General features: G+C 51.5%; 8 protein-coding genes. 7 read left to right on the forward strand and 1 reads right to left on the reverse strand.

What is annotated here, in order from left to right; translation table 11 throughout:
* Positions 1-347 precede the first annotated feature (347 nt).
* The 6 genes from GGR28_RS15680 (at position 348) to GGR28_RS15705 (ending at position 13,946) form a co-directional block, all read left to right on the forward strand.
* Positions 348-5,477 carry an MBG domain-containing protein gene (locus GGR28_RS15680; protein ID WP_183496766.1) on the forward strand — a complete coding sequence of 1,710 codons (5,130 nt, stop codon included), beginning with the start codon at positions 348-350 and terminating at the stop codon, positions 5,475-5,477.
* Positions 5,478-5,481: 4 nt separating this feature from the next.
* Complete coding sequence (locus GGR28_RS15685; RefSeq protein ID WP_183496767.1) at positions 5,482-7,503, forward strand: adenylate/guanylate cyclase domain-containing protein; 2,022 nt, start codon at positions 5,482-5,484, stop codon at positions 7,501-7,503.
* 669 nt (positions 7,504-8,172) lie between these two features.
* A complete protein-coding gene (locus tag GGR28_RS15690; RefSeq protein WP_183496768.1) occupies positions 8,173-8,931 on the forward strand; it encodes a helix-turn-helix transcriptional regulator in 759 nt (252 codons plus the stop codon).
* Between the two features lie 212 nt (positions 8,932-9,143).
* Positions 9,144-9,638 carry a hypothetical protein gene (locus GGR28_RS15695; protein WP_183496769.1) on the forward strand — a complete coding sequence of 165 codons (495 nt, stop codon included), beginning with the start codon at positions 9,144-9,146 and terminating at the stop codon, positions 9,636-9,638.
* A gap of 150 nt (positions 9,639-9,788) precedes the next feature.
* Positions 9,789-10,988 carry a hypothetical protein gene (locus GGR28_RS15700; protein WP_183496770.1) on the forward strand — a complete coding sequence of 400 codons (1,200 nt, stop codon included), beginning with the start codon at positions 9,789-9,791 and terminating at the stop codon, positions 10,986-10,988.
* Positions 10,989-12,719: 1,731 nt separating this feature from the next.
* Entirely contained in the window at positions 12,720-13,946 is a 1,227-nt protein-coding gene (locus GGR28_RS15705) for a hypothetical protein (protein ID WP_183496771.1), read from the forward strand.
* A gap of 279 nt (positions 13,947-14,225) precedes the next feature.
* Here GGR28_RS15705 and GGR28_RS15710 read toward each other — a convergent pair whose 3' ends face one another.
* A complete protein-coding gene (locus GGR28_RS15710) occupies positions 14,226-16,100 on the reverse strand; it encodes a type I restriction enzyme endonuclease domain-containing protein (RefSeq protein WP_183496772.1) in 1,875 nt (624 codons plus the stop codon).
* Between the two features lie 122 nt (positions 16,101-16,222).
* Here GGR28_RS15710 and GGR28_RS15715 point away from each other — a divergent pair, with 122 nt between their 5' ends.
* The gene (locus tag GGR28_RS15715) at positions 16,223-17,575 is read left to right on the forward strand and encodes an ABC transporter substrate-binding protein (protein ID WP_183496773.1); all 1,353 of its coding nucleotides are present in this window, start codon (positions 16,223-16,225) and stop codon (positions 17,573-17,575) included.
* Positions 17,576-17,770 lie beyond the last annotated feature (195 nt).

The following is a 17,770-nucleotide window of genomic DNA, read 5'->3' on the forward strand; positions in this document are numbered from 1 at the left end:
CGACTCCCCCTGCCCCAACTCGGCGGACGACTTGCAGTCGGCCGACGAGGGGGCTGTCGTCGGCCGACTGGGGTCCCGCATTGCTTTTACTGTGTTCTGGGCTCCTGCGCGCCGCCGCCCGCCTGTGTCGCCCGCAGAGCCGGCCCGGAAGCGTGTGTAAACTTGTTGTTTGCGAACGAAGGGAATTCTGCTTAACTTCCACAGCGGGGTTTTGGTCGCTGACCGCAAGACACGAACACATGAACATTCACACCCACCAAGGAACAGTAGGCTCTGTTCCCCTATTTGCCTTCCCTGGCCTCCGGGCACTTTTAACTACCCTACTTTTTTGCGTTACCTGCTGCGTATTGAGTAGTTCGGTAGGGGCCCAGAACGTACGCACGTATACCACCACCGGCGGAAGTAACGACTGGCTCGATCCCGCAGCCTGGAGCTGTAGTGGTGGTGGCTGTAACGCCAATCCCGTTCCGACGAGGCAGCTCACCCGGCAGGTGGTGGTCATCGGGCACACGATAAACTATACGCGGAACCAAGCCATCGAGGTGCCTGCTACGGGGTCGATTACCATTCAGAATGGCGCGGCCCTCTTTCTATCGTCGAACCTGAACGTCAGGGCGGGCGGGGCAGTCACCATCAACAGTGGCCGGTTGGAAATCGGGCCGGGGGTGCTAAACAACAGCGGCACCCTGAATGCCACCAACGCTTTTATCGTCAAGGACGGCAACTTCAATAACGAGGGCACGACCGTCTTAGACCATTCCTGTTTGGAATTGGTGAACGGCAACTTCAATAACAACGGTACGCTAGCGGGCGAGGGAACGGTCACCACGCAGAACGGCAACATCAACAACAACGGGGAATGGCCCGCTACGGGAATTCTTTACTGCGCTAGCGGCAATACTTCCGAGGTCCCGGGCGCGGAAGACTGTGCCAGCGTAATTCAATTTTGTAGGTGCGTTAGTGGCAATTGTGACATCCTGCCCGGGTACAATCCCACCACTAAGGTGGAAGAGATCATCGGTTCCGAACTGACCTCCCTGGCGGCCAACTACGACCCCGCCAATCCTCCCTCGCCGCGCATTTACCGGATTCAGTCGAACGAGGTGCTGATCGACCTCATTGTCGTCGACGGCTTCCGGCAGCAGGTCATTGATCTGCTTAACGACACCTACGGGATTCCTTCCGCCGCCTTTATCGACAACGGAGCGAATCAATTGCTCATCACGGTGTACTTCCCGATTAGTGCCCTGACGTCGCTGAATTCGCGGGACGGCATCATCAACTACGTTCGCCCCGCCTTTCCGGCTATTTCCAATACCGGACTGATCACCAGCCAGGGCGATACCGCTCAGGGATCCTTTTCGGCGCGGGACGGTTTTGGGCTGAGCGGGGCCGGGCTGAAGATCGGGGTAATCTCCGATAGCTATAGGACCAACCTAGCTGGGTTCAACGCCGATATCGGTAACGGCGACCTGCCCGGCGGAGACGACGGGGTCACGGAAGTTCCGGTCATCGTCAACGGATCACCGCTTACGGTGGCGGGTTCCGATGAAGGACGGGCCATGCTCCAGATCGTTCACGACGTAGCGCCGGAAGCCGAGCTCTTCTTTCGCACCGGCTTCATCAGTGCCGGGAATTTTGCCGCGGGAATAACCGACCTGGCCGAAAACTACCAATGCGACGTGATCGTGGATGATCTGACCTATATCACCGAGCCTTTTTTGAAAGATGGGTTGGTAACTCAGGCGATTCAGAAAGCGACCCAGGAGGAGGACGTTACCTACGTCACCTCGGCCGGCAACTTTGCCTCCCGCTCCTACGAAGGCACCCTGGCCGCCGGCAACAGTATTCACGATTTCGGCGGCGGCGACGCGTTACAAAAGGTAAACCTGGACGTCGGCTTTTACCTGCTGGTGCTGCAGTGGGACGACAACTTCTACTCGATCGGTGAGACAGCGCAGGGGACCGTCAACGATCTGGACATTTACCTCGCGGAGGACGACGGTTCCATCCTGTACGGTTTCAACCGCAACAACCTGGGGGGTGATCCGATCGAGGTGCTGCCCTTCCAGGTGGTTAACCCCACCACCACTAACATTCGGATCGAGCGGGGTCCGGGGAGTGGCGGTGGACCGGTAAAATTTAAGTACGTCGTATTCCTGGCCGGCGACCGGGGCGTCTTCGATGCCGAATACATCAGCAGCACGCCGAATCCGGGGAATTCGACGATCGTGGGACACGCGAACGCCGACGACGCCCTGACCGTGGGAGCCGCACGCTACACCAATACGGGCACGGTAGAAAGCTTTTCCTCGACCGGCGGCACGCCCATCGCGGGAGAATCCACCTTACGCGAAAAGCCGGACTTTACCGGTCCCGACGGCGTGAACACCAGCGTCGGGTTCGGCTCGCTTGATGTGGAGGGCGACGGCATTCCCAATTTTTTCGGGACCTCCGCTGCCGCTCCCCACGTTGCCGCCGCGGCGGCCTTACTGCTTGAGGCGCGGCAAAAATTTGGGCTCGCTACTGCGGGACAAGCATCCAGTTCCTGGGCGCGGAATCTATTGCGGCAAACCGCATCACACGGCGGCGCTTACGATCCCAAGGGCGGGTACGGCTTCATCTCCGCTTTTTCTGCCGTGGATGAATTTTCTAATCCGACCCCGCGGCTGACGGCGCTCAACATTCAGAATTTGGCGGAGGGGCAACTACCCGGTGACGTCGAATTCAATTTAATTCTCGAGGGAGCCTACTTCGATGAAGGGACCATCGTGTTCTTCCGCGATCAGATACTAGACATCATCTCCATCAGCCCCGACCGCACGCGGGCCGAGGTGGTGGTTCCCCCCTTTATTGGTAATCCGCCGATCTACGTTTATAACCCGCCCAATGTGCCCATTACCAACGGTACCGACGGCGGAGCCTCCGATACGCTGACTTTTGAGGATATTCCCCTCACTGACGTACGGATCGTTGCCGAAAACCAACGCAAAAAATATGGTGCCCCACTACCGGAACTGACTTACCGCATCGAAAGTACGGGTGGTCCCATCGACCCGGCCGTATTGCCGCTACTTGAAGCCGCGATCAGCCTCCAGACCGCAGCTACTACCGGTAGCCTGATCGTGGACGCCGGTTACGCCATCACTCCGGTTTGGGATCCGGCCGCCCTCGATCCGGCCGTTATGGAACTGTACCGCTTGCAGGCGGTCCCTGGAATTCTGACCATCGATCCACTGCCCCTGACCATCAAACCGAAGGCTGCAGAAATGACCTACGGGGACCCGATTCCTACGATCGAATACGAGTATGTATTCGAAGGTGAGGTAGATCCCGTCGTAGCCAGTGCCGTACGGCAGCAGCACCGGACGGCGCTCGGGCGAACGGACGGGGTAGCGATCGTTAACGGCATTCCGCTCGTCAACGGTATTCCCCTCGTGAATGGCATTCCACTGGTTAACGGCCAGCCCTACATCGACGGCAGCGACGACGGAATCGACAACGGCGTGTCCTTGCTGAATCGCACTTTCTACGTCAGTGAAAACACCGTGAGCGGTGCCCCCACCGCCGCATCCTTCGGCATTCCGCTGGTCAACGGCAGTACTACGGCTAAGCTCTTCCGTATCGGCGTAGATGTATTCAGCGTACCGTCGATCGAACAGGGCGATGATTCCGCACTGGTTCCGGGTACGGCGCTGGTTAACGGTATCCCACTGGTCAATGGACAGGCGCGACTCTTCGGCATACCCCTCGTAAACGGCATTCCGCTGGTCAACGGCATCCCGCTGGTGAACGGGATCCCCCTGGTCAATGGCATTCCGCTCGTCAACGGAATTCCGTTGGTAAATGGCGTGACTATGGTCAATGGCATCCCCCTCGTCAATGCCGAAGCGCAGGGACGGGTAGCGCGCATCCTGGACGCGTTCGAGGGCAGTTTGGTCACCCTGAATTCAGCCGATGCGATTTTGGCCCCTGCCGACACCCTGAAATTTGCTCCAGTGACGCTGCTGACGGGTCTGACCGTCGGCACGCAGTACATCGTTCCGGGTGCTTTGATCAACGATCAACTCGTCATCAGTTACGAGACCGCGCCGCTGGAAATCAGCCGGGCCACACTGGTGGTATCCGTAGATGATGAGTCGATCACGTACGGCGCGTTGCCCGTGGGTTCAGCCGGTATTTCAGGTTTTGTACTCGATGACGACGCAAGCACGGTCTTCCCCAATGGTTTGACCTATACGACAAGTTGCACCCATCCCTGTCCGGTAGCGGGGACCAACACCATATCGGCCAGTACGACGCCCTTCCCCCAGAATTACAAACTGGTCTTTACCGACGGACAGTTAACCGTGAACCGCAAAGCGCTGAAGGTTACGATCGAAGACGCAAGCGTCACCTACGGCGATGCGATCCAGCCGACTTTCCAGTACGATGGGTTTATTGCGGGAGAGGATGCCTCCGTAGTATTTCCCGGAGGGTTCACGACGACACCGACTGACGGATGCACTACTGCCACTGAGATTGAGTTTGTAAATCCGCCACTGACGGATAACTACGCCGTGAGCTACTCCGCCGGCACCCTGACCATCAGTCCGGCCACACTGGACATTAGCGTACAAGATGAGGTCATCACCGTCGGCGATCCGATTCCGGCTTCCTTTTCCGCCACGGTAACCGGCTTGCGGTGTGGAGAAGCATCGGCACCCGATATCATCTACTCGGTGAGTTTGCCCAACCCCGTCCTGCCCGGTATTTACCTGATTGAAGCCCGGCTCGCCGCGGGCAGTCCGTACCTCGCAAGGGTGACGGGAGGGTTCCTGTACGTCAATCCCGCAGGAGGCTGCGCAAATAAGATCAGGGTGCAGATCGAGTGTAAAGAAGACCTGGCGACCCCGGTCGTCATCGACGGCACGAGCTATTCCAAACGGCTTAGCTTCAGCTACACCAACCGCAACCCGTACCCCTACTACGTGCCCGCCGGTCCCGACAACCGATTGACCCCCGCTTCGGCCGCCAGTAAAACCGCCGCTACCCTCCCCGAGGTATTTGCGGCCAATACCCACTACACCTTCGATGTATTTGCGAACAACGAGCGGGTAAAGTGGGAACTGGAAACATTTGGTTGCGTGGATAAGTCGCGCACGGGTTCGCAAGCCAATCCCTGTGCGCCGGTGAGCAGTCTGTCGTCCGTGCTGCCTTCAACTTACCTGCGGGATACTCCGCCGGCTGTCGCCACCCTCGAGGCCTACCCCAATCCGGCCGAAAGGGAGATTCGGGTGAGAATTACGTTACCCGAAACGGGAGACGCACACCTGACTTTGATCGATCTACTGGGCCGGGTGGTCTGGACGGGGCAGTTCGAAGGAATCGATGAACGCACGACAACCATTGATCTGACGGATCAACCGCCGGGGACATTCATTTTACGACTGCAGTATAGCGAGGCGGTGCAAACGGTGGTCGTGGTCAAGGAATAGCGAAATGGCAATTGCAAAAACCCTCGGTCGGAAAATCAGCGCGGTACTGGCACCGGGAGTGAAACGTGCATACCTACTGCTGATTCTGATCCTGGGGCTGACGCAGGCCATGCAGGCTGCCGACCCGCCCGTGGACAGCTTACGGACCATACTCGAAACGGCCAAAAGCGATACCCTTCGGCTGAGGACCCTACTGGAATTGAGCACACTCACCTTCCGGTCGGACCCCAACGCCGCCATTGCGTACGCCGAATCGGCACGGCAGCTGGCCGGCAAGCTCGACGATCAGACCAGCCTGGCCTATGCGCTGAAGAACATCGGCCTGGCGTACTACATCAAGGGGGATTACTTCGAGGTTCTGGAGAACTGGCAGCGATCGCTGGAGATTTTTGAGGCCATCGACGACCGGCTGGGAATCAGCAACCTGACCAGTAACGTCGGGGCGGTCTACTTCAACCAGGGAGATGACCCCAAAGCCCTGGAGTATTACTTGCGCTCCCTGCAGGTATCCGAACAAATCAACGATTCCCTCCGCATTGCCACCGCCCTGAATAACATCGGCGCGGTATACTTCAACAACAAGAATACCCACGACCGGGCCCTCGACTATTACTTGCGGGCGCTGAGCATCAGCGAGCGGGTTAATGATTTGGAAGCCATTGGCACGTCGGCGGTCAATTTGGGAGAGATCTATCAGGACAAGCGTGACTTCGAGCGGGCGATCTTTTACTTCGAAAAAGCGCTCGCGGCCTACGAGCAGTCGGGAGGAAACGCACCCTACGCCCTGTACAATCTCGGAAAGACCTACGCCGCGAAGGGCGAGTACCGGAAATCCCTGGAATACCACCGGCGCGCCTACACCGTGGCTGCCGGACGGGAAGCCCGACTGGAAATGGCGACGGCGCTGGTCGGTACCGGTCAAACGCAGCTACTCAGCCAGCAAATCGAGCAGGCGGCGGAGACCTTTAAACGGGCACTTTCCCTTGCCCGGGAGGTAGGCTCCCTGGTTCGCATGAAGGATGCGTACGAGGGCCTTACCGAAGCCTACGCCCGACAGGCGGATTACCAGGAAGCCTTCCGGTACCAATCCTTACTCAACTCTATCCGGGATACGCTCTACACCATCGAAAAGGACAATCGCATACAGAGCCTGCAGTTTAAGTTCGACATCGAAAAGAAGGAGAACCAGATCGCGATGCTCAATATCGACAACGCGCTGAAGGAGGTGCAGATTCAGCGCGCATTTACCGTACGCAATTTACTGTATGCCCTCGCGCTTTTCCTGATCTGCACCGTTGCGGGGGTATTCTACCAGTACTGGTTCGCCAAAAAAAGCAATCGTCTCATTCAGAAGGAACGCAATCGCTCCGAGCGGATTCTGCTCAACATCTTGCCCAGCGATACCGCCGAGGAACTTAAGCAGAACGGCTTCGTAAAGGCCAAGCGGTACGAACGGGCTACCGTACTGTTTACGGACTTCAAACGGTTCACGGAGTTCGCCGAACACTATCCGCCAACGGAACTGGTCAAGAGCCTCGACTTCTACTTCCGCGCCTTCGACGAGATCACCAGCCAGTACGAACTGGAGAAGATCAAAACCATCGGCGATTCCTACATGTGCGTGGGTGGCCTCCCAGTCATCAACGACACGAACCCCGCCGACGCCATTTACGCCGCTTTCGAGATGGCCGAATTTGTCCGAAGCGTCAAAATCGAGCAGCCGGAGGGGATCATTCCGTTTGAAATGCGCGTTGGCCTCAGCACCGGTCCCGTGGTCGCGGGGGTGGTCGGCACGAAAAAGTTCCAGTACGACATTTGGGGCCCGACCGTCAACATTGCCAGCCGCATGGAAACCTGTTCGGAGCCCGGCCGCATCAACATTTCCGCCTTCACCTACGAACTCATTCGCAATCAATTCGCCTGCACCTACCGCGGAGTCATCGAAGCCAAGAACGGAGAACAACTAAAAATGTACTTCGTGGACCGGCCGCTGGTGGAAAATCCGGAAGTTGCCGGGGTCTTCTAGGTCGTCGGCCGACCGAGGCACGAGGCTCGTCCGCCGACTAAGGCACGGAACAGGTAATTTACCATTTACCATTTCTGAAGTACCATGTACCATTGGCGTGACCCGTCGTCGGCCGACCGAGGCACGAGGCTCGTCCGCCGACTAAGGCACGGAACAGGTAATTTACCATATACCATTTCTGAAGTACCATGCACCATTGGCGTGACCCGTCGTCGGCCGACCGAGGTACGAGGCTCGTCCGCCGACTAGCGGGGGCTATAATTTTAAATTGAAAATTTGAAATTTGAAATTGGCGTGGATGCTCGCTTCGCTCGTCGTCGGCCGACCGAGATACGAGGCTCGTCCGCCGACTAATAAGCCCAACCGATTTCGCACGCCGGGTAGGCATCAAGGGCGGGGCCGCAGGTGCAATGTAAAAAGCTAAAGCAGCGTCATCCGGCACTCACCCGAATAGCGCTTAGCAACTTACTGCAGTCCATGGATTCTTTCTTAGCGTGAATGCTAGTTTTCCCGTATTTTAATTGCTGCACTCCACGAACTGGATGCCGGGATTTCCCGGTCGTTCGTGGCGGCGCTTGCTGACCCATGAGGTAAAGAAATAGGTTTTCCGTTCGGGTTACTCCGATCGGCTCAGTGGAATTTACTTTAACACCAAAGACTCATATCCGTATGCTCCCATCAACCGATTTTCCTGCCGGCAGGGGGCGGGCTGCGGCGGCGATCAAAGTACCCGCCGTACCACTTCCCCCCATAGGTCGCGATTCCCCCTTTGAGGAGCTAATGGCTCACACCAACGTCTACTGCTATTCGGTGGACTACCAGACCGGTCGGTTCCGCTACGTCAGTCCGGGCATCTATCGCCTCCTCGGCTATAACCGCGATACCTGGCAATTCAGCGGCCCCCAGGAAGCCTTCCGGCAGGTCCACCCCGACGACCGGGACTGCGTAATCAAGATTTACGCGGAGATCAAGCGCGAGCTGATACACCAACCCATCACAGTACGTTGCGACCTGAGTTTCGTTTTCACCTGCCGCATGCGCACCCAGCAGGGGCACTACCTCCACCTGAGTCACCACCTCTCCTTCCCCAGCTTCGACGGCCACGGCCGCCCCCTCGCCGACTTCTCCCTGGTATCGGACATCACGGCATTCAAAGCGCCCCATCAGTGCCAGCTCCTTGTCCAGTACGCCAACGGCACCGCCGAAAAGACCGTCGTCTTCTCCTGCTCCCCTTCCGTCGACTTTTCCCGTCGCGAGATCGAGATCCTGCAGCTCGTCGCCCAGGGCCTCGACAGCCAGGAGATTGCGCGGCGGTTGTTTATCAGCTACCATACTGTCTGTACCCACCGCAAGAATATGCTGCGGAAGGCGGGGGTGAAGACGCCGGTGGAGTTGGTGGGTTGGGGGCGGGGGGTGGGGTTGGTGTAGAAATACCTAGTAGTAGGTAGTCTTGTTTACACCTTCTACACAGAACTTCGAGTGTAGCCGCCGTCTAACCACGGCTAACTATGTCGTTGTAGACTCCATTATAATGAACAAAAACATACGTGCATGGCATAGTCATCGATAATATCTAATAGTATAATTCCAATGGAAACCGGACGCTTTGATCTGCGCGTAAACAAACCATACCTAACATCATGGACGAGACGACAAAGGAAATGAAATCACAGCTCAAGATCCTGGAGGATCGGATAGATAAAATATATAATATTTTCTGGGTCGTCGCTGTAGTTGCAGGTGTATTCGGAATCAGTACAGCCACTTTTTCTTATTTAATTGGAGAAGCAAACAAAAGAATTTCTTCTCTAGAATCTGAAATTGATCAATCAGAACAAAAGCTAGCTAGCTATCGAATGTCACAAGAGAAAGAGTTTGACAAATACATATCATCACAAAAGGACTCCATTGTAATTAAAAATGAATTGCGGAACGCTGCAAATATTTTAAACAACCGTATATCCGGGATTCGTCTGTCCGCTGAAGATGCAGGCACAGCAGAATACAGTTGCGGTGAACAGCACCTTCGAACTCCAACAAGCTTAACGGTAATGTATGGGCTTAGAGACGGCACAAGTTGTGACATCAGGAATATTAACTACTACAAACGCCTCCTGCTCCATATTCCACGTTAAAAGAACACTTAATGTCTCAATTTCTACAAAAACAGACCAAGCCACGAATTGATGACAAGCGGATCATTGGGCCAACAAGGCAATTCATATCATATTAAAAACTTAACGACTTGAACAATGTCAGTTAAACAGCAGTCAAACTCCTCTTTTATGAACACTAATGCCGGCGAAGGCAGCCCCCATACCTTTCATCTTCGGTCAAATTCTGAAGACACCACCCCCCCATTTGAAGCTAGAAAGCACTATGTTCGGATAGATGCAATAAGTTGGTTTGTTAATAAAGAGGGAAATTTTTTGAAAAATTTCATTTCCAGCGGAACACTTACGATCAAAATTGCCAATGAAGTTTTTGATCTAGGTTTAGGTACCTTTGATTTATCCAAAGGAATGAAAGTTGCCCCTATTTTCAATAGGCCCATTATTGAAGACAGAGTTTACAACGGCGGTGATCTGACGGTTAGCACTTCTTTAGGGGCGATAAAGAGAGATACTTTATTGAACAAGATTTTGAAAGATCTCGGTAAAAGTACAATTGAAGTTGCAAATGGGGCTATAACCAACGCCACGATTGCAGGACCGGCTGGTGCCCTGTTAAGTGTTGGGACAAGCTTAACAAACAGTATTACCGAGATACTGAATAAAGGTGAGAAAAAGGTCGATTTTGCAATTATAGAAGATACGTATCAACTATCTAAATTGCAAGGAAACGAGAACTTCATTCTATTGCACCGTGGAGCAGACATCCAGAAAGAAAATTTCAAATTAGAATACTCCGGCACCCATAAAGTCAACCTTCTTTACAATGACAAGCCGTTTGAAGATGGCGTATGGATCTTACTCCGTATATCTAGAGTGGACCACTACTCAGGGGTAAGACCTTGGTTTCACAAAGCTCGAGAGACTAGAACCTTAATTCAAAACTTGATTGACAATTATAGTCTTGGCGGTCTTAGTCGTGAAGTTGCACTACGACAACTTACTCTTTCCGAACAAGACTCTGACAATGTTGTATTTAGAATAATGGAACTCATTTCGATCATTCGAAATGATTTTGTTTTATCGTTTAGAGATGCGATGGTCGCGAGTTCTGAATTTCTAACCCTGTTAAGAAATGCAAGAATCGCAATTGAGGCTAGTGATGTTAACGAATTTAATGAGCGGAATAAGACCTTCTATGCTTCAATTAAAGATGACAAGGAACCAAACAAGCAAATCTTAGATGTGCTAACTGAGGAATTTGATGCTCTGAAATTCCGGGACAAGAAATTAATGGCTCGCACAACCTCTCTTGAAGAAAACGATTTGTGGAGAAGCTTGAAGCATACTGATTTTATATCTAAAATTGCTTAACTCAACAATACTCTCTCGCTCACAATGAGGTTGTCATATGCCCTAATCGTAATTTTCGGTTTGTCTACCAGCGGTGAACGCATAGTCGAAAACACCTAGCAGGCAAGCATTTTTTTTGGAATTCTTACAACTTTAGTAACAATAACTGGCTGGTTTGTAACAGAGCATATAAAAAATACGAGCAACAGCAATCGAAGCAAAATCGATCAACAGGCTAAGCACCTTGAAAGGCAAATAGAACTGTTTTATGGTCCACAATTTAATCTTGTTAATCAAATTATTACTTGCAATCACGTTCTCTACCAAATCAATAATTCCAAGAATCGTAGTTTAGAAGATAAACAGATTATAGTCAATTTTTTCCATGAACAGTATTTTATGCCACTATACAAATAGTTCAATGGAATTCTAAAGAGTAAGTTGTTTTTAATAGAGGGATCTTCACTTCCGGATAGCTTTTACAATTATCTCAGACATGCCATACAACAACAAGCACAGTTGTCCCTCTGGAACAATCGCAGATTTCACACTAGTGATATACATGGAATTCCATATCCAAATGAATTGTACAAGGATATAAAAGGAGGTTTAGATTTAAACATAAAAAAATACTCGAATTTAGTCTATGTTCTCGAACAACAAACAGCCAGAATGACAAAATTATAGGGAATGACAATTTTCATTGTGAAACAAATGATTTAATCCTTCGGGAAGTAGTGAATATAAGTGAATGAGCTAAAATAAGGAAGGCAGCCGAGCGGAATTACTATCCTGAAGATGACGAAACGCTATAGGAATGCTCGTTTGCCCGGACTGTTACAGTAGGAGGTTATTGAGTACGAATGGACGCAATACGGCAAAAGGAGCCACAAGTGCAATAATTGTAGTCGCCAATTTGTCGGCTATTATGCGCACACCATAATTGAAGAACGTCGCAAAGATTTATTCGATCAGTGGCGCGAGCGCATAAGTCTGCGCAGCCTATTAATGGCGATGATGGCAAGCATGATTGTAGCCAATCTACTTGATCATTGAGCGAGGGGAATCGATACTGCATGATTTGGGCATGTTCCGGGAAATGTTGCACTTGAACTACCTCTAAGACCAACAACTCATTCGTTCATAGGCCGATTGAATTTAATGGTAATTTACCTGTCAAACCGCTAACGAAGATATAGGTAGTCTACTGGCCAGAGTTCAATTAAGTAATAACCCACCATATAGGCGTATTAGGGTAAACAAATTGCACAGCAAATATGAATAAGTAGCTGATGCACTGCCATATACAACTTTCACTTCGATCCCGATTGACAAGCTAACTGCGCCACCCTTAATAAAAATCACCATACAGCCACGAAAACGCTGACCTACTTTATTAAGGCTGTTTTAGTGGTTCCACAGCCGGGGTAGGTCGGCTAGTAAAGAGGGCTATCCTTCCCGAAAAAATTGCCAATCACAAAACTGCCATTGGGTACCTCCTCTGGCATTAAAACTTAGCTAAAAATCCTTACTTCTAGAATACTCTCCGAAATTTCCACAACTTAATTAGGGGCAAGACAAAAATACAGAATGGAAAACAATCAATTCCTTAAAAGCAACCCTCACATATTCGGCAAACGAGTAATTTTTTCAACCAAAACGATATTAACTTTTGCGATAATCAACATTATTACATTTGCCAATTATATTGACATGCAAGAAAGGATTTACAATGCTAAATATTTGAACTTAATGAAATTCGTATATACCATGGATGAAAAATTTATGGAGTTCGAAAATTTTGAGCTAGAACGTATATTTTACCTTGAAAAAGTGAATCCAAACCTTGCTATTGCCCACATCAGCGCTAGGAATTCGCTGATCAATATTTTACGTAATTATGGATTACTTATTAATAGAAGTATGAAAGGAGAGGGAGCATCTAAAAACATTTTTTCTTTAATGTCAAACGATGACGAGGCCAGGCTTACAGAAAAGCCCTTGAATGGAGTGGATTTGAATTACGAAGTATCTACATTTAATAAATTAGACTATCGATTACCTACAATTGATTGCGCGATCATTAAATTTAAAAAGTACTTGTTACCTGAACAAGGCTATTTGATAACCACTATAGACACAATCGATCTTATTCGTAGTCTTGATGCTGTTCAGGCCAATGCCAATTCTAAGAATGATGAGGTAACATTCAGCATGCCTGAAGATTCATCTGAAAGCCGATGGATTGAAGGTCCTGGGGCGGGCCAAGAGAAAGCAACTGGGACTGGGGGACCTTCAGGCAGCGGGTTATTGGGAAACATAAAGTTTTTACGTATCAAGGTGTTTAAAGATTCCCTATTCATGTTTTTTACAGAAGCGGGACCGCTAGGCAATGGGCAAGGAGGCCTTCCTACATCTAACGTTAAGATACCGTATACAATCTGCGTAAAGGTTAACACCGACACTATCCTTTTCCCACCAAGACTAAAGTTTACAGAATTAGACACAAACCTCGTCAATGACCTCATAAACAACCCTAAGAAACTTGATTTTCTGCAATCGACTTATGGTAACTACGAAATAATGAAAATAAACGAAATTATGTCTGAGGCAATAAAAAAGAGCCATGATTCTGTTTCAGTTCTCGGATTCGATATTTCGCGAAAGTGGTTCCCAGTGGCAATGTTCTTAATTCTTTTGAGTGTATATTACTTGCTCTATGATTCGTTAAAGCTGTCAAACAAACTACAATTTAATGTTGTTTCAGATTATGCTTCTGAAGACGTTTTTCAGGTCGTTTTGAGGAGTCATGCAATGAGATTTTGCTTATGGGTAATGGCCCCGCTACTCTTCTTTGTTTTCACTGTATGTTCAACACCAGTCTACTTCAGCCCAATATATTATTTATTTGTTTATTTTTGTTCAGTATGCTGCCTCACTCTAGGTATTATTTCTTTTAGCTTTTCATTAAAAAAATGATATACGCATTTCACTTTATTCGAAATTATTTCGGTCATTTTCAACTATTCTCTTAATTCAAAGATATCAACCGGGGGGCATTCCAGTTATTCCGTTAACTCATTCATCCAAAGCTAAACCAGTCGTAAAATAAGCCCTCAATAGCCAAGATGACTGGATCAAAATAAACCTTACCGGTAAAATTATTGTGGCACCCATATATGCCATGATACCAAACAAGCCTTTTAGTTAAAGCCCCTTTTGCAACGATCTCGCTGCTACAGCAGTGGAAGTTAACCCTCACCCCCCATACCGACTAAACACATGCTGATAAACCGCCCCCGACAGCTGGTTCACTTCGATATCGGAGTAAAGCTCTACGGATAGGTACAGCAGCCGGTCGTGGATGGTGGTGCGTACCTGGGCCGTCACCTGGTGGCTTTTACGCCAGTGGTCTACGGACAGGGCTTCAGCTTTGAGGGTTTTGAGGAGGTCCTCGGCGATGCCCCTGACTTCGGAGCGATAGGCGCCCTCAAGTTGCTTGCCCTCGCGGAGTAGGTCGAAGATGGCCAGGGCTTCGTCGTTGCTGAGGCCCTCGCGGACGTAGCGGGCCTGCTCCTCGCCCAGATCGCCAACCAGACGGGTGAGTTCGGAAAATACCTTGTCGAGGGAGGCCTGGTCCTTGCCGGTGTTGTAGGACGCGATGATTTCCTGATACCTTTCGTAGAAATCTAACCGCAAGGGATTGTCGGTAAGCATGCGCCGTAACTGGCGGTCGACGGCCTCCTGGAGGTTATAGACGAGCGTATTCTTGTTTTTATGCTGCTCGAAGGCCGCCTGTAAAGCATCGAAATCGAGATTTGTCAGGTCCACGCCGGCATCATCGTCGTTGAAGGTTGAGTCGGTTACGCTGACACTTTCGCTGACGATTTGCTGAAGGTGCAGAATGATCGACGACACGTCGGCGGAGCGGACTGCCTGGTTCAAATGCTTATACACCGCCTCTATGGCTTCGAATGTCCGGGTGTGGCGCTTGGCACCTTCCTCGGGAAAAAGGGCCTGGTACTTACGGAAAACGGTCCGGGCCATGGTCTCGAAGGTGGCCCGGGTGGTCTCGTTGCGGCTGACGGCATCGGCACCGCGGCGGATCGCCGCCAGGCGCTTCATGGCACTTGCTTCGAGCACGTCGCGCAAGTTGAAGTCGAGGGATTTCAGGTAGCGGCGCACGTCGCCAATGGCCTGCTCCAGTTCCTGTTCGGTTTCAGCGAGGTCCACCACGGGGCCCCACTCTGCTTGGTTTGCATTGCTCCCGCGTCCCCGCCCTCCTTCTCCGTATATGGCGTAGGCTTCCCGCAGTTGCTGATAAACGTTACCGTAGTCGACGATAAGGCCGTTTTCCTTGTCATCCCCGTAGACACGGTTGGCGCGGGCGATCGTCTGCATAAGGGTGCGCCCCTTGATGGGCTTATCCAGGTAAATGGTGGATACGCTGGGCGCATCAAAGCCCGTGATCCACATCGCGCAGACGATGGCCAACCGGAAGGGATGATCGGGATCCTTGAATTCCTTTTCCAGGTTACGGCGGACCATCTTTGCCCGGTGCTCCTCGATATTCAATCCGAGGTCCCAGAATTTCTTCACCTCATTCTGTTCAGGACTGACGATCACGCACACCTCGGTAGCCGCCACCCGGTCGTACTTCTCGCCTGGCTCGAGACCGGCGAGGTATTCCTGCCAGTACTCGGTGACGTAGTCGTACATGCGCACGGCGGTCGGCTTGTCCAGGGCCACGAACATGGCCTTGCCCTGGTAGCCCCGCTCGTTAAAGTGCCACACGAGGTCGCGGGCAATGGCGCGCAGGCGGGGCTCGGCGGTGAGTATGGGGTAGTTCTTGCTGAAGAGACTGGCCAGCTTGCGGCGCTGGTCCTCGTCGAGGTCCTCCCGTTCCAGGACTTCGGCCATTTCCAGGTCCAGCTCGGGATTGTCGAGCTGCAGTTTTTCGCCCCGGTTGAGGTACTTCAGCGGCAGGGTGGCTTCGTCTTCAATGGCCCGGTTGAAGTCGTAAACCGATACGTAATCGCCGAAGGTGGCGCGCGTCAGTTCTTCCTCCTCCTTGATGATCGGGGTTCCCGTGAAACCGAGAAACGATGCATTCGGCAGGGCCCGGTAGCGCATATTGCGGACGCCGCCCCCAGGTCCTTATTGTGGATGTCTTTTAAAATATCCCGATCGCTAGGGATAAAATACGATAGTACTACTTGTTTACTTTGGTAGTTCAGCAACTACCGACCGTAGGGATGAACTTAACCTCCCCCAACAACTCCCGAAAGATCCAGGACCTTCTACTTAATCGGGTAGAAGGAATAAGCTGGTTTTACTATAACGTTGACCTGAACGAGGCCCTAGGCGGTAGGGAGGAGATATACGCCACCCAGATCGAGGTAGAAAAATTTATGGAAGATATCAACTCTGACATCTTCGGCAAGAACAAGCTGAAACCCGGGACGAAAGAAAGGGGCACCACCGAGATCCTGCAATTTCTGGCGAGCATTATCAAGGCCAACCCTAAGGTGCTGGAAGACGTGATCCGTCGCCTGTTCGACGTCAACGAAATACGCAATGAGTCCGACGCCGGGAAGGGCCTGCTGGGAAAATTTAACCATAAGGATCGCGCGGCCCGCAACGAGATCTATACCGAGCGGATCAGAAACGACCACCGGGAAAAGAAAGGCAACATCGTTGTACTCGCGGAGGGAGATTCCTGGTTTCAGTTTCCCACCACCTACTTCGGGATCGACGGGGTAAAGGACATTTTGGACTGGCTGATCGAAGACGAACACTACGCGGTGCGAAGCCTGGCCGCTGGCGGGGACTGGTTCTCCAATATTTTCCATTCGGGGGAGTACATCGAAGAACTGCCGAAGGTGTCCCCCGACGTATTCCTGGTCAGCGGCGGGGGCAACGATCTGGTCGGCAACCGACGGCTCGCCCTCATGGTCATCAATCCGAAGTACGAAACCCCGGCGGCCGACGACTGCGACCAAAGCAAAAGACTCATCGAACTGCGCAGCCAGATCGAGGGGATCGATATCAAAAAATACAAACTCGGCCTCCGCTACCTCTCGGAAGAGTTTTTCAACTTCCTCAACGTCTACTTCATCCAGTTCTTCGTCTTCTCCATAAGTCTTTCAAACGCGAAGCAGTACAAGCATATGCTGATGATCACCCAGGGGTACGACTTCACCCTGCCCTACCATGGCAGCCGCGCCTACTTCGCGGCCATGCAGTACATTTTCAGCCGCTTTACCGATACCGGTGGTTGGCTGTTCGACCCCCTGAAAATGAAGGGAATCGTAAAGGCCGATGTCCAGGAAGCGATCATGTACGCGATGATTACCGAATTCAACGAGATGCTACAGCAGTTGGCCACCTTTGACGGCCTGCCCAACCTGTTCCACATCGATTGCCGCGGCGTCGCGCGCAACGAAGACGACTGGTTCGACGAACTCCACCTCCAATCGGAAACCTTCGAAGTGATTTCCAAAACCTACAAGGCTTGCATGGAAGAGAACGTGGGTTTCGCAAAAAAACGAAAAGGGAAGAAGAATGTGTATCTGGCCCGGACGTACCGGGAAAAGGCCAAGGTATAGTGATCGCGCTGCCGGGTAAGCGGATTATTATTACACTTCAATTACTTTGGCCATGACAGGGAAGAATGAGGTCATAGGCTTCGCGGAGGAGACAGTTTTATTTAGAAGATTATGAACAAGGCTATACATTAAAGAAACCTTTAATTCGTTCACGCTTTCCACGTGTCGGGCAGGTTTAAGGAAAGGCGATAATTT

The organism is Neolewinella aquimaris (assembly GCF_014197245.1).
GTDB classification, from domain to species: domain Bacteria; phylum Bacteroidota; class Bacteroidia; order Chitinophagales; family Saprospiraceae; genus Neolewinella; species Neolewinella aquimaris.